General features: G+C 46.2%; 12 protein-coding genes and 1 pseudogene. 11 read left to right on the top strand and 2 right to left on the bottom strand.

Annotation, left to right across the window (positions count from 1 at the left end; translation table 11 throughout):
• Window positions 1–4: 4 nt before the first annotated feature.
• On the top strand, window positions 5–1,930 hold the full coding sequence (locus tag J2S00_RS06950) for a glycoside hydrolase family 127 protein (protein WP_307337656.1): 1,926 nt from the start codon (window positions 5–7) through the stop codon (window positions 1,928–1,930).
• A 62-nt stretch (window positions 1,931–1,992) separates the two neighbouring features.
• On the opposite strand, the pseudogene J2S00_RS06945 reads toward J2S00_RS06950, so the two are convergent.
• A pseudogene (locus J2S00_RS06945) lies at window positions 1,993–2,343 on the bottom strand (HAD family hydrolase); the annotation flags it as partial.
• Window positions 2,344–2,651: 308 nt separating this feature from the next.
• Between J2S00_RS06945 and J2S00_RS06940 the strand changes: the two are divergent.
• The 4 genes from J2S00_RS06940 to araA all read left to right on the top strand — a co-directional run bounded on the left by J2S00_RS06940 (window position 2,652) and on the right by araA (window position 7,753).
• Window positions 2,652–3,749, top strand: coding sequence for a GntR family transcriptional regulator (locus J2S00_RS06940; protein WP_307337268.1), 1,098 nt, complete (start codon window positions 2,652–2,654; stop codon window positions 3,747–3,749).
• Between the two features lie 73 nt (window positions 3,750–3,822).
• A complete protein-coding gene (araD, locus tag J2S00_RS06935; RefSeq protein ID WP_307337265.1) occupies window positions 3,823–4,509 on the top strand; it encodes an L-ribulose-5-phosphate 4-epimerase in 687 nt (228 codons plus the stop codon).
• Window positions 4,510–4,532: 23 nt separating this feature from the next.
• Entirely contained in the window at window positions 4,533–6,212 is a 1,680-nt protein-coding gene (locus J2S00_RS06930; RefSeq protein ID WP_307337262.1) for a ribulokinase, read from the top strand.
• A 50-nt stretch (window positions 6,213–6,262) separates the two neighbouring features.
• Window positions 6,263–7,753, top strand: a complete 1,491-nt coding sequence (araA, locus tag J2S00_RS06925; RefSeq protein ID WP_307337257.1) for an L-arabinose isomerase — start codon at window positions 6,263–6,265, stop codon at window positions 7,751–7,753.
• A 75-nt stretch (window positions 7,754–7,828) separates the two neighbouring features.
• Here the strand turns inward: araA and J2S00_RS06920 are convergent, their stop codons facing one another.
• A complete protein-coding gene (locus tag J2S00_RS06920) occupies window positions 7,829–8,461 on the bottom strand; it encodes a YesL family protein (RefSeq protein ID WP_307337254.1) in 633 nt (210 codons plus the stop codon).
• Between the two features lie 121 nt (window positions 8,462–8,582).
• On the opposite strand from J2S00_RS06920, the gene J2S00_RS19890 reads away from it, so the two are divergent.
• From J2S00_RS19890 to J2S00_RS06895, 6 genes are all read left to right on the top strand, one after another.
• Window positions 8,583–8,750: a sugar-binding protein gene (locus J2S00_RS19890; RefSeq protein WP_370875848.1), complete on the top strand. Its 168-nt coding sequence runs from the start codon at window positions 8,583–8,585 to the stop codon at window positions 8,748–8,750.
• 238 nt (window positions 8,751–8,988) lie between these two features.
• Window positions 8,989–10,323 (top strand): extracellular solute-binding protein, encoded by a 1,335-nt coding sequence (locus J2S00_RS06915; RefSeq protein WP_307337250.1) that lies wholly within the window; start codon window positions 8,989–8,991, stop codon window positions 10,321–10,323.
• 85 nt (window positions 10,324–10,408) lie between these two features.
• Window positions 10,409–11,290 (top strand): carbohydrate ABC transporter permease, encoded by an 882-nt coding sequence (locus tag J2S00_RS06910; RefSeq protein ID WP_307337247.1) that lies wholly within the window; start codon window positions 10,409–10,411, stop codon window positions 11,288–11,290.
• Between the two features lie 90 nt (window positions 11,291–11,380).
• On the top strand, window positions 11,381–12,172 hold the full coding sequence (locus J2S00_RS06905; RefSeq protein WP_370875847.1) for a carbohydrate ABC transporter permease: 792 nt from the start codon (window positions 11,381–11,383) through the stop codon (window positions 12,170–12,172).
• A 123-nt stretch (window positions 12,173–12,295) separates the two neighbouring features.
• Entirely contained in the window at window positions 12,296–13,393 is a 1,098-nt protein-coding gene (locus tag J2S00_RS06900) for a Gfo/Idh/MocA family protein (RefSeq protein ID WP_307337245.1), read from the top strand.
• Between the two features lie 43 nt (window positions 13,394–13,436).
• A complete protein-coding gene (locus J2S00_RS06895) occupies window positions 13,437–13,847 on the top strand; it encodes a VOC family protein (protein ID WP_307337242.1) in 411 nt (136 codons plus the stop codon).
• The last annotated feature ends 65 nt before the right edge of the window (window positions 13,848–13,912 follow it).

Here is a 13,912-nt window from a genome sequence, read left to right as displayed (position 1 = left end):
ACACATGAAACCCATTTCATTAAAGGATGTACAGATCAATGATTCATTCTGGTCCAAGCGGCAGCGTGTGGTGCGAGAGACGGTTATTCCCTACCAATGGGATGCCTTGAACGATAATATCCCTGGAGCAGAGAAGAGTCATACCATTGAAAACTTTCGAATTGCAGCCGGAGAAACTGAAGGCCAATTTTATGGCATGGTTTTCCAAGATAGTGACCTGGCCAAATGGCTGGAAGCCGTGGCTTATGTTTTGGTTCATCAAAGGGATGAAGATTTAGAGAAACTGGCCGATGAAGTGATCGATTTATTAGAGCGGGCCCAACAGCCGGATGGGTATCTTAATACTTATTTCACCGTGAAAAAGCCAGAGGGCAGATGGACTAATTTGAGAGATGACCACGAGCTATACTGTGCAGGCCACTTGATCGAAGCGGCCGTGGCGTATGATGAGGCTACGGGTAAAAGAAAATTTTTGGACATCATCTGCCGTTATGCCGATTACATTGCTTCTGTCTTTGGCACTGAACCAGGAAAAATACGCGGATATGACGGCCATCCGGAAATTGAACTGGCCTTGGTTAAGTTGTATAAAGCTACGGGACAGCGGAAGTATTTGGAACTCAGCAAATACTTTGTGGAGGAAAGGGGCAGGCAGCCGCACTTTTTCGACCAAGAAGCTGAGCGAAGAGGAGAGAAGGAATGGTTCATTAGCCATGAATATTATCAAGCCCATCTTCCAGTAAGGCAGCAAAAAACGGCGGAGGGACACGCGGTCAGAGCAGTCTATCTCTTTAGCGCCATGGCCGATCTTGCTGCAGAATATGGTGATCAACGATTGTTTGACGTATGCAAGACGCTGTGGAACAACGTGACCCGAAAAAGAATGTATATTACTGGAGGCATTGGTTCATCCCACTATTTGGAAAGGTTTACCGTTGATTATGATCTGCCTAATGACCGATCTTATGCCGAAACTTGCGCTGCCATTGGTTTAGTATTTTGGGCCCACCGGATGCTCCAAATCGAAGCTGACAGCCAATATGCCGATGTGATCGAGCGGGCACTGTATAATGGTATCTTAAGCGGCATTTCTCTGGACGGAAAAAGCTACTTTTATGTCAATCCTTTGGAAGTGTGGCCGGCCACCGCCAATCACCGCCATGACATGAAGAGTGTTAAAATCACCCGACAACCATGGTTCGGTTGTGCCTGCTGCCCGCCTAATATTGCCAGGCTGCTCGCCTCTTTAGGACAATACCTCTATTCACAATGTGAGCCCCTGAAGCAAATATTTGTTCATCAATATATCAGCAGTGAAGCGGAGGCAGAAATAAACGGGGAACGGGTGAAGCTGGTGCAAAGTTCAGGATTCCCATGGGATGGCCAGGTGAAACTGGTGATTAGTCAGAACAAGCCCTTAAAATGGACTTTGGCGCTGCGCCTTCCCGCCTGGTCTGCCCGGACCGAGGTTAAAATTAACGGTGAAAAGCTCCAGACCCAAGGGAAGACAGCCAAGGGGTATCTATACATTGAGCGAATGTGGCAACCGGGAGATAGCCTTGAAGTGTTTTTTGCCATGGAGATTCAGCGTATGAGAGCACACCCTGAAGTCAGGGCCAATGCCGGCAAGGTGGCCCTGCAGCGGGGGCCGGTGGTTTTTTGCCTTGAGGAAGCAGACAATGGCCAAAATCTTCAAGATATCGTCCTGCCTGAGGCGGCTAAACTGGCCGGGCAATTTGATGCAACACTGCTTGAAGGGGTATATGTCATTAAAGGATGGGGTGTGCGAACAGATATGGAAGGTATTGGTGATGAACTGTACTCCCCGCAAGCGGTGAGCAAAGTGCCGATAGAGATCAAAGCCATACCCTATTATGCCTGGAGTAACCGTGATGCAGGTGAGATGCTGGTCTGGATTAGGGAATATTAACTTTAAAGTGGGATAGCGTTTGCGATGGAGGTATAAGCTTTTGTCGTTCATAAGCGGGGTGGTTATCCGACCCGCATTGTGTTAAACAGAGGCAGGATTGAATCCAACCGGGCCACTTCCAGCAAGGGCTTGTGGTGTGATTCAGCCTTTTTTTTGCGGTGATTAAACCACACAGTGTGCCACCCGGCCCGAATGGGAGCCATCACGTCATTTGTCCAGGAGTCACCCACATAGAGGAGTTGGTCAGGCGGATATCCCACTCTGTTTTGTGCTTGTTCAAATATCCCCGGATCAGGCTTCGCCACGCCCACTTCGTCGGAGACCAGAATAAGCCGGGGATGGAAAAAAGGGGTTAAGCCCAGAATATTCATTTTTTTCCGCTGGTGGGCGCCGGGGCCATTGGTAATCATACCAAGGGGAAGTTTGAGAGATCACTATAATATCTGCCGTTTATACAGTTTTTCTACAGGGAGAATATCAGCTAAATGGGGAAAAAGTTCTGCAAATGCTTCTTGGAAAGGAAGCAATTGATCATATAACGTATCATCTATCCCGAAAAAACGGCTTTGATCTCCATGCTATCCGCTCCCATATTGTTTATAATGAATTGTAACAAATGTACGCTACATCTGGGAAGCAAGCCAAGAATGATATACGTACAACTAAGATTTGCCAGTAGTACATTTGCTATAGATACCATTTTGTTTAATAGAGGTGAACTATGAAGCAGAAACAATTACCCAAATACTTGCAGTTGAAACAGGAGATACTGTCCTGGATCCACACAGGGAGATTAAAGCCAGGTGACCAAATGCCTACAGAGCATGACATTGCTGACCAGTTTGGCATGAGCCGGCAAACTGTCAGACAAACGTTGGGGGTATTGGAGCAAGAGGGTTGGCTCAAGCGGATACAGGGTAAAGGGACATTTGTATCCCAACCGCTTCCAATCCGCGAAAAGAAAAATAATCATACCATAGGCATGGTCACCACCTATATTTCGGATTATATTTTCCCTCACATTGTCAGAGGGGCTGAGGCGGCTTTGCGCAAAAAAGGATACCATTTGCTCCTGGCCAGCACAGATAACAACAAGACTGAAGAACGGGCCAGTTTACAGAAGATGTTGGAGCAGCCCTTAAGCGGACTGATCATCGAACCGACGAAGAGTGCTCTCGGCAACCCCAATCTCCACTACTATTTGTCCCTGGAACAGAACCATATACCCTATATCATGATCAATGCCCGTTACCCGGAATTGAATTGTCCCAGCGTGGAAGTGGATGATGAGCTGGGCACTTTTCTGGGCACAGAGCACCTGATTCAACTGGGGCACCGCAAGATCGCCGGCTTTTTTAAAACGGACGATGTGCAGGGTGTGCGCCGGTTAAAAGGCTTTATACGGGCCCACCAAACATACCACATTCCGCTGCATCCCGAATCCGTGATCCAGTATCAGACGGAAGAGAAGTGGAGCAAACCCTATGAGACAGCCCTCTCTTTGTTGTCCCAACCGGAGGAAAGGCCGAGCGCACTGGTTTGTTATAATGACGAACTGGCTGTGCACCTGCTTGAAGCGGTGAGAAAGGTTGGGCTGGACATTCCCGGGGATCTGTCCATTGTTGGCTTCGATGACTCGCCCTTGGCAACGGCTACGGAAGTGAAATTGACCACTTTGACCCACCCAAAAGAAGAGCTGGGTTCCAAAGCGGCTGAAATGCTGCTCAACATGATTAACCGGCAAGAAAAAATGGATGCTGAAACAGTCGTTTACAAGCCTGAGTTGGTTGTCAGGGAATCAACCAAAAAAATCAATTAGACAAATTGTACGTACAAAATTATAATATATTTATGAAATGTATTTACTTTTGGTTGAGGGAGGGGTGTTTAGCATGTTAGACAGGTTAAAGGAAGCGGTGCTTAAAGCCAACCAAGCGCTGCCCAAACATGGCCTGGTTACTTTTACTTGGGGAAATGCCAGTGGCATAGACCGTGAAAAAGGGCTTGTTGTCATTAAACCGAGCGGTGTATCCTATGAGGCCTTAAGCCCGGATGATCTGGTTGTGGTTGATTTAGACGGAAATGTGGTGGAAGGGAAGTTGAAGCCATCCTCAGACACGCCCACCCATTTAGTCCTGTACAAGGCATTTCCGCAGATCGGCGGTATTGTGCACACGCATTCACCATGGGCCACCAGCTGGGCACAAGCGGGGCGGGGCATCCCCGCTTTAGGCACCACCCATGCCGATTATTTTTACGGTGAAATTCCGTGTACAAGGAAGATGACCACAGCGGAAATAGAGGGGGCTTATGAGCGTGAAACAGGGCATGTTATTATCGAAACCTTCCGTCAACTGGATCCGCTACAGGTTCCCGGTGTGTTAGTCCATGGCCATGCACCGTTTACCTGGGGCAAGGATCCGCACAGCGCTGTTTATCATGCGGTGGTCCTGGAAGAAGTGGCCAAGATGGCAGCCAGGACCTACAGTTTAAATCCTGAAGCGAAGCCAATGGAGCAGACCTTACTGGACCGGCACTTTTTAAGAAAGCATGGAGAAAACGCTTACTATGGACAATAAACAGTGTTGGGAGGGTGATCGTCATGTCAAGTAAATTTGCCATCGGCATCGACTTTGGCACCGAATCAGGCCGTGCGGTTCTGGTTGATCTGTCAGATGGAACAGAATTGGGCGAACACGTTACCCCCTATCCCCATGGTGTCATTGACGAACAACTGCCGGGCTCCGGTGTGAAATTGGAACCGGACTGGGCCTTGCAACATCCGGGGGATTATATTGAAGTCCTGAAACAATCCGTTCCGGCCGTCATCAAACAGTCTGGCGTAAACCTCGCTGATGTGATCGGCATCGGCATCGATTTTACGGCGTGCACGATGCTGCCCGTTGATGGGAACGGTGAACCGCTGTGTTTCAAAGCGGAGTGGAAAAACAACCCCCACAGCTGGGTCAAGTTGTGGAAGCATCACGCGGCCCAGGATGAAGCAAATGAGCTTAACAGCATAGCAGAACAACGGGGGGAGAAGTTTCTGCCCAGATACGGCGGAAAGATTTCCTCGGAGTGGATGATCGCGAAAATTTGGCAAATCTTAAATGAAGCGCCTGAAGTTTATGAACATACTGATCTTTTTCTGGAAGCCACGGATTGGGTGATCTTTAAAATGACCGGCCATATCCTCCGCAACAGTTGCACTGCGGGTTACAAATCCATCTGGCATAAGCAGGAGGGTTACCCGAGCCGGGCATTTTTTAAAGCTCTTGATCCCAGATTAGAGTATTTGACCGATACCAAACTGCGCGGCGATATTGTTTCGCTTGGAACCAAGGCCGGAGAATTGACTGGAGAGATGGCTGAGCTTATGGGGTTGAATCCGGGAACAGCTGTTGCCGTCGGCAATGTTGATGCCCATGCTGCAGTCCCAGGTGTCGGTGTGGTCACACCAGGCAAAATGGTGATGGTGATGGGCACCTCCATCTGTCACATGCTGCTTGGAACAGAAGAAGTGCATGTTGAAGGCATGTGCGGTGTTGTGGAAGATGGCATTATTCCTGGTTATTTTGGTTACGAAGCAGGCCAGTCTGCGGTTGGCGATATCTTCGCCTGGTTTGTGGAACAGGCGGTTCCGGCCTACGTGCAAGAAGCCGCAGCACAAGAAGGGGTCAGCGTACACGACTGGCTGGAGCAGAGAGCTGCTGCTTATAAACCGGGGGCAACCGGTTTGCTCGCTTTAGATTGGTGGAATGGCAACCGGTCCATTTTAGTTGACACGGATTTGACCGGTTTGCTTATGGGCTGCACATTGCAGACCAAGCCGGAAGAGATTTACCGTGCTTTGCTGGAAGCCACTGCTTTTGGCACCCGTAAAATTATTGATGCCTTCCAAGCGAAAGGTGTTTCTGTGAACGAGCTTTATGCTTGTGGCGGTCTTCCCCAAAAGAACAGCCTGCTTATGCAAATCTATGCTGATGTCACCAACAGGGAAATCAAGGTCGCCGCGTCTAAGCAAACACCTGCTGTGGGAGCCGCTATGTTTGGGGCGGTGGCTGCGGGTAAAGAAAAGGGAGGCTATGCCTCTATTGTTGAAGCAGCCCAAAAAATGGCCAGGGTGCGGGAAGAGACATATAAGCCTGTTCCTGAACATGTGGCTGTCTATGAAAAGTTATATCAGGAATACAACAGGCTGCATGATTATTTCGGCCGTGGTGAAAATCAGGTGATGAAACGGCTGAAGGCCATTAAAGAGGAAGTTTGGCAAGGGAATTGACAGATAATTTAAAATGAATGCACCAATAAGGAATGATGGGAGGATAAGACATGCTTGAATCAAAACCATATGAATTCTGGTTTGTAACCGGAAGCCAGCATTTGTACGGACCGGAGGCGCTTGAAGAGGTTGAGGCCCATTCCCGGTTGATCGTAGAAGGATTAAACCAAGATCCGCAGATTCCTTTTAAGCTTGTGTTTAAGCCTGTGTTAACCACGCCTGATGCCATACACCGCTTATGTGTGGAGGCCAATGCCGATGAGACTTGCGCAGGGCTGATCACTTGGATGCATACGTTTTCTCCTGCCAAGATGTGGATAGCTGGTCTCAATGAGTTAAAGAAGCCGTTGTTGCACCTGCACACCCAATTTAACCGGGACATTCCCTGGGACAATATTGACATGGATTTCATGAATTTGAACCAAGCGGCCCATGGTGACCGTGAATATGGTTTTATCGGTGCCCGGATGGGTATGGCCCGCAAAGTCGTTGTCGGCTATTGGGAGGACGCTCAAGTCCGCAGCCGTCTTGGTGCGTGGATGCGTACAGCTGTCGCTTTTACAGAAGGACGACATCTCAAAGTGGCCCGGTTTGGGGACAACATGCGGGAAGTGGCCGTGACTGAAGGGGATAAGGTAGAAGCCCAGGTACAATTTGGCTGGTCGGTTAATGGTTATGGCGTAGGGGATCTTGTGGCCCGCATCAAAGATGTATCCGCAGCTGAGGTCAATCAATTGCTGGATGAATATGAAACATTGTATGATATTGTTCCCGAAGGGCAGAGAGAAGGGTCGGTCCGGGAAGCGATTCGTGAACAGGCCCGGATTGAGCTTGGACTGAAAGCCTTTTTAGAGGAAGGAAATTTTCAGGCCTTTACCACAACCTTTGAGGATTTGCATGGTTTAAAACAGCTCCCAGGCCTTGCCGTTCAGAGATTGATGGCTGCTGGTTACGGATTCGGCGCCGAAGGGGATTGGAAAACGGCAGCTTTGGTTCGCATCATGAAAATCATTGGGGCAGGTGAGGGGACCTCTTTTATGGAGGATTATACCTATCACTTAGAACCCGGACATGAGCTTGTGCTTGGCGCCCATATGCTTGAAGTGTGCCCAACCATTGCCGGACACCGTCCCAGGCTCGAAGTCCATCCTTTGTCCATAGGGGGCAAGGAAGATCCTGCACGCCTTGTCTTTGATGGAAGAGAAGGGCCGGCAGTGAATGCATCCCTTATTGATTTGGGCCACCGTTTCCGGCTAGTCATTAATGAAGTGGATGCCGTCAATCCGGGGAAAGCGATGCCCAAACTTCCTGTGGCCAGAATATTGTGGAAGCCCCACCCGTCGTTCCATGAATCTGCCGAAGCATGGATTTTGGCTGGTGGTGCTCATCATACCTGCTTCTCTTTTGCCGTGACGACAGAACAACTGGTTGACTGGGCTGAGATGGCGGGAATCGAATATGTGATCATAGATAAACAGACACAACCTTTAAAACTGCGCCATGAACTAAGGCTGAACGACATGGCTTGGCGGTTGCGTTAAGACAATGATGTGATATTTTATTAGAAAAATAACAAGCCCCGGAATGCTGTGCTGATCATGCATTCGGGGCTTTGATTATGCATTTTTATTTTCTTGTTTGTTTCGAAGCCTGTCAAAAGACAGCATGGCGATCCACATGAGCAAATAGCTCAACACACTCATACTGAAAAATGGAATCAGGCCGTGAAAAACGGTTAGCAGATAGTACACAGCTGCTACTGCAGCTGCCATCAGCACGGCATGAAGCGGACTGGACACAGCGATGATAAAGGCGTATTTAACAAACTGCAAAACTTTTAAATCGTAATGAACGAAGACCGGCATGATAAACAGTAAGGTCATAAGATAAATGATACCCAGCATGATGGTTAACACCGTCAAAATGATGCTTAAGGACCCTTCCATACTCTGAAACAAAAATAGATAGAAATACAAGGCAAACCCGATAATTCCCATAATATATCCAACGGCATTGGCCGTGAAAAAATCATTTTTGTAGATCTGCCAAAAATGTTTAAAGATTGGGATTTCCGTTTGTTTCATTATCCATTTGCGTGTGACAGAAAACAAAGCGGCAGTAGCAGGAAAAAAGCCCAAAACGCCTAAACCGGCAAGGGTGAATATCAGCCATAATAACTGAGCATACGCCAATCTCATAATCCATTCGCAGATGCGAAACAAGACACCCATAAATCCGGTTAACTCCATTGGTCTCTCCCCATTCTAGTTAAATTAAATTCTAAATATGATTATAAAATAATGAGCGGAGATTGGGTTACATCTTTAACAATGAGCAAAGTTTTGGGGGAGCCGCCGTGCTGATAAGTTTATCACAGCGACAAAGATCGTTGAGGGAGGTTATATCGTCGAGGCTGCGATCCGCTTAGATGCCATTCAGCCGGAAGAAGGCACCGTTATAGGCTTTGATTTTCAGGTGAATGATGATGCTGACGGGAATGGGGTCAGAGATGCTGTGGCAACATGGAACGATCCATAACGATGGCAGGAAAAACTGAGGATAATAAGAAGGGGAAAATTGACAAAGCCAAGAGGGGACGGCTTTGCTTCCCCTTTTGAGGTTTCAAAATATTTTACGTTTTTGAAGGCTAAAATGAATTACTATATTGACAGCTATCAAACGATTACTTATATTAAAAATTGAAAAGATAATTTGTTTGATAAACAAACTAATTATCTTTTTGCTGTAGAGTGATCACCAAAAAGGAGGGCATTACATGTTGATGATCCGTTGGTCAAAGCTGGTCTTGTTTCTGAGCGTTTTAGTGGCGTTACTTGCGGGGTGTTCGGGTAATAGTGAAAATGCTGTTGAAAATGGAAGCGCTACCGAAGAAGGGTCTGGTTCAGACGGAAGTATCACCATTCATTTTATGCATTTATGGCCGCAAGGGAGTTCAAAACAACATAATATGATCGTTAATGATATTATTGACCAGTACCAACAAGAAAACCCCCATGTGACAATTGTCCAGGAAGTACTGGAAAATGAACAGTACAAAGATAAATTAAAAGTACTATCTGCTTCCAACCAGTTACCGGATATAGGCATGACATGGGCAGCCGGATTTCTGAAGCCGTACGTTGAGGGAAATCTGTTTGCGCCGCTCGATGATATCCTGGCCGAAGGGTTAAAGGATATGTTTGTTCCTGGGACGACAGAAGCTTATGCTGTTGGTGAGCATACCTATGCCTTGCCTTTGGAACTTAACATTGTACCTTTATATTATAATAAGGCCATTTTTGACCAGTATGGACTGGAGGAGCCAGAAACTTACGAGGATTTCAAACATGTTGTTCAGACGCTTGCTGAAAATGGGATAGCCCCTGTCGCATTGGGGAACAGGGACCGTTGGACAGGATCTTTATGGTATATGTATCTGGCTGATCGCATCGGTGGACCTGAAGTGTTGAATAAAGCCATCAACCGCAGCGGATCTTTTGAAGATCCAGCTCTGGTTGAAGCAGCCGAAAAAGTTCAAGAGTTGGTTCAAATGAATGCCTTTGTGCGCGGGTTTAACGGGTTAGCAAATGATGAAGCCAAATCGGAGTTTATCAATGAACAAGCAGCGATGTACTTAATGGGAACGTGGGAGCTGCCTGACTATACGACAAATGAATCTGTCCCCCATTCATTCAGGGATAGTGTCGGGTTCTTAAAATTCCCCTTGGTAGAAGGTGGAAATGGGAACGTGAACAGCTGGGTTGGTGGGCCTGGTGTCGGCTTATTCGTTGCAGAGAATTCCCAGGTGAAGGAAGAAGCCAAAAAGTTTGTGAGATTTTTTGTTGAAAAATGGGGAGAACAGTCAGTAACAGAGGCAGGTGTCATCCCTGCGACAAAAGTAGACACGTCCCAAATGGATTTGCCCCAGCTTTATATTGATGTTTTGAATGAGCTGAATCAGGCAGAAAATATCACTTTGTTTGCCGACGTGCAAATGAGTCCCGGGGTAGCCGATACCCATTTGAATCTGATTCAATCGTTGTTTGGGCTGGAAGTGACACCCGAAGAATATGCCAAACAGCATGAAGAAGCGTTAGCCCAAGAGGAATAACATGCAATAGGCCCAACCGAAAAAGGACATATGCTGTTACATATGTCCTTTTTCACTGCACCACCAGATAGGGAGCTGAACTGCGATGGAGAAAGTGATGTCAAACAAAAAAATAATTGCCATATATGTCCTGCCAGCACTGACACTCATTTTGGCCCTTGTCTATATCCCCATTGTGATGACAGGCTATTACGGGTTAATGAAGTGGAATGGCATTGGTAGCATGGAGTTTATTGGTTTAACCAATTATGCCAAATTAATTAAGGATCCCATGTTTTGGACGAGTGTACGGCATTCCTTTTTGCTGGCTTTATTTTCAGTGCTGAGCTTGATTGGATACCTGCTTGTTGCCCTCGTTCTTGCCGGACAAATTAAGGGTGCAAATCTGTTGAGAAAGATATATTTAATTCCCATGCTGTTGTCTTCGGTGGCCATTGCCCAGCTGTGGCTGAAGATCTATCATCCAACCAATGGAGTACTTAATCGTTTTCTTGCTTCTCTGGGCATAGACAATACGCCAGAGTGGCTGGCTAATCCTTCACTGGTCTTGTATGCCATTTTTATTCCAATCTTATGGCAATATGCCGGATTTTACATTTTGATTTACTATGCTGCATTGAAAAATATTCCTTCCTCTCTGATAGAAGCAGCCCGGATCGATGGGGCCAACCCGTTGCAAATTGCTCTCAAAATAAAAATTCCTTTGATTGCCGGCGTAATTAAAGTGACCGTGATTTTAGCCGTTATTGGGTCACTGAAATATTTTGACTTGATTTATGTGATGACAGGAGGAGGACCAAACGGAGCCAGTGAGGTTGTAGCCTCTTATATGTACAACCAAGCGTTTAACCGTTTGGATTTTGGATATGGAAGTGCGATTGGTTTCTTCTTATTGTTGATGTGCCTGGTACTGACTTGGCTGATTCGGAAATTATCCGCATCCGATGAAGAAACCCAGTATTCGTAAATATGGGAGGGGAAAGCGTTGAAACAGGAAATGGCATCTTCGCGGACTCAGCTGTACTGGAAACGGTTGGGGCTCGGTCTTTTATATGTGATGTTGGTCTTCGTAGCAGTTGTTCAGGTTCTCCCTTTAGTCTGGCTATTCTTTTTTTCCTTAAAGAATAATCAGGAAGTTTTCCATTTGCCCCCCTTTGCCCTGCCGGAAGATCCGAAATGGGAGAATTATGTCAAAGTATGGACAGAAGGGAATATTGGCGTTTATTTTTTCAACAGTGTTTGGATTACAGTGGTCTCTGTTGTGTTAACCGTTTTCCTGGCCAGTTTGGCCACCTTTGCCATCACACGTATGAAATGGAAATTGAAAAAGCCAGTCCTCGGCTTATTCATGGTGGGCTTGATGATTCCAGTGCATTCCGCACTTATTCCCCTGTTTAGCTTGTTTTTAAAAATCAATTTAATTAATCATCCCTTATCCATAATCCTGACTTACACGGCTTTTAATTTGCCGCTCACCATCATGATTTTGTTAGGGTTCTACTACACCATACCACGGGAACTGGAAGAAGCGGCCATTATGGATGGATGTTCGGTTCATGGCCTGTTCTTTCGCATCATTTTGCCGATTACCACCCCAGCCATGGCAACGGCGGCCATTGTGAATATGATTTTTAATTGGAATGAATTTGTTTTCGTCAACACGTTTATCAGCTCGGATGAGTATAAAACATTGACTGTTGGTATTCAAAATTTTGTAGGCCAATATACAACGGACTGGGGAGCAATTGGAGCAACACTTGTCATCAGTATCCTGCCCATTTTGATTGCCTACTTGATCCTCAGCGACCGCATTGTTGAAGGGATTACGGCAGGATCTGTCAAAGGCTAGGATCTATCGCGGTGAAAGGAGTGAATCGGATTGAGTTCTCAAATGTAGTAATATTCTAATGAAGTCACATTTTAATATACAAGTCTTCAAGCTTTGTTCATATTATTGCAAAGGGTGACTTATGTGATAAAGGTAGCCATTATTGGCTCAGGCGGGATCTCTCTCCCCCATATTGAAGCCTATCTCCAATTTCCCGAGCACTGCCGGCTGGCAGCTTTATGTGATGTTTACCCTGATAAAGCGCGACAACGAGCTCAACAATACCATCTTCATGTAGATATTTACGATAATTACAAAAAGTTAGTGGAGCGGCCAGACATTGATTTGGTGTCAATCTGTACGCCTCCTTATACACATGCTCAAATTGCAATTGACTTTTTAAATGCCGGCAAACATGTACTGGTGGAAAAGCCAATGGCCTCATCCCTGGCAGAATGCGATGCAATGAATGAAGCTGCTTTTCGAAACAAGAAGGTGTTGTCTGTTATTTCCCAGAATCGGTTTAGACAATCTGTGATGAAAGTCAAAGGGGTGTTGGAGGCCAATTTGATAGGGCCTGTTGTTCATGCACAGGTTGATTCGTTATGGTGGAGGGGATCCAGTTACTATGATGTATGGTGGCGAGGAACGTGGGAAAAGGAAGGTGGCGGTTGCACTTTAAACCATGCCGTTCATCATATTGATCTGTTTTTATGGTTAAAGGGGATGCCATCTGAAGTTGTTGCAGTGATGAGTAACGTCGCGCATCATAATGCGGAAGTCGAAGACATTTCCATTGCCATCTGCCTTTATCCGGATGGATCCCTGGCCCAAATCACGAGTTCAGTCGTCCATCATGGTGAAGAACAACAATTGGTTTTTCAAGGCCAATATGCCCGGGTGTCGATTCCTTGGCAACTATGTGCTTACAAAGCGAGAGAAAACGGTTTTCCCGCAAGAGATTTTGAGCTGGAAAGAAAAATTCGACAAACATACAATGAACTGCCGGATCTTCAATATGAAGGACATATTGGACAAATCTATGACGTCTTGCTGGCTGTTGACGGGCAAAAAGATGTATTGGTTAACGGCTGTCAGGGCCGCCGGACCCTTGAGATGATCACAGCTATTTATCAAGCAGCTAGCACAGGGCGGCCAGTGAAATTGCCGTTGTCAGCTGACAGTCCCTTTTATACACGGGAAGGTATTTTAGCTCAGGCCAAGTACTTCAATACCAAGTAATAGAGGATGGCCCATGTTGTATCCTTTTAACGAACAAAAGAGATTGGAGTGGTTAAGTGTGATAGAAGTGGAGCGTTTCCATCATGTCAGCTTGTCTGTAACCGATTTAAATAAGGCCAAACATTTTTATGGTACTGTTTTAGGTTTTACTGAAATTAAACGGCCTGATTTTGATTTTCCTGGCGCATGGTACCAGATAGGGGATACACAACTGCACCTTATCGTCTATCCTCAATCGGAAACGTTGCGGACCAACCCAGATATCCAAACCAAAGAGGGTCATTTTGCTATCAGGGTAAAAGACTACTATAAAACACTCGAATACTTGAAACAGAAAGGTGTTCCGCTTTTAGAAAAACCGCGAAGCAAAAGCGGGTTTGCTCAAATCTTCTGCACAGACCCTGATGGTAATCTTATTGAATTCAATGTTGACCAAAGCGATTTAAACCTTTAATTTTTAACTCTTTCAACAAACGAAAAATTCTAAAATGATTGACATCTACAAACAAAAAATGCTAG

Source organism: Caldalkalibacillus uzonensis (genome assembly GCF_030814135.1).
Classification (GTDB): domain Bacteria; phylum Bacillota; class Bacilli; order Caldalkalibacillales; family Caldalkalibacillaceae; genus Caldalkalibacillus; species Caldalkalibacillus uzonensis.
Note: the sequence above shows the minus strand (reverse complement) of the source record. Positions and strands in the feature narration are given on the sequence as shown.